The sequence below is a fragment of the Prevotella sp. OH937_COT-195 genome (genome assembly GCF_003932845.1).
Classification (GTDB): Bacteria; Bacteroidota; Bacteroidia; order Bacteroidales; family Bacteroidaceae; genus Prevotella.
The window spans coordinates 1-628 of the sequence record NZ_RQZH01000115.1; the positions used below are offsets into that span (position 1 = coordinate 1).

2 protein-coding genes are annotated in these 628 nt (G+C 49.0%); both read left to right on the forward strand.

The window, feature by feature from the left end; translation table 11 throughout:
- Positions 1 to 222, forward strand: a 222-nt coding sequence (locus EII32_RS12290; RefSeq protein WP_158611194.1) for a hypothetical protein, incomplete at its 5' end; no start/stop codon positions are given.
- 11 nt (positions 223 to 233) lie between these two features.
- A complete protein-coding gene (locus tag EII32_RS11485) occupies positions 234 to 536 on the forward strand; it encodes an HNH endonuclease (protein ID WP_410524586.1) in 303 nt (100 codons plus the stop codon).
- Positions 537 to 628: the final 92 nt, after the last annotated feature.

Below are 628 nucleotides of genomic sequence, written 5' to 3' on the forward strand. Positions count from 1 at the left end.
CGTATAGAAGATGCTAAGATAGTGATAGAGATACCTTGTCGGAGCAAGCGGGACGGCGAGTGCACTTGGGAGGAGATGACGAAGATGCTATTGTCGCTTATTCAGGATGCCGATGAGGAGATGCTTCAGAAGGAGGATTTGTATATGGCCATAGAGTTGCTTCGTGCCATGTTGCCTAAGTTTGAGTGCTGCAGTTGCGGCAGTGCCGTTTCTGAGATATAGGAGTGCCGTGTATGGATTTTCTGAAGAAATGGAAGATCGGCCGTGTTCGTATTTATGTTACCACTTACCGGCTGAAGCGTCGCGGGAAGTATGATGACCGTCATCGGAATGTCCGTCACCGTCTTGTCCGTCTCCGCCGCAGGTTGTATCGTCGTCAGGGGGGCTGTTGTGCTGTCTGCGGTTGTTGTTTTGAGGAGGAGGAAATGGAGGTTCATCATGTGTCGGGTGTCAGCGAGCGCCCCGACCTTGTGTGCCGCCTTGGCAATCTTCTTTTGGTTTGCGGTGCTTGCCATGAGAAGTTGCATGAAGCATGAAGGTTGATTAATGAAAAAAATCCGTTACTTTTTTTGGAGGTATCGGATTTTTTTGTATCTTTGCGGAAAGAAATAGCATTGAGGCTGAGCCT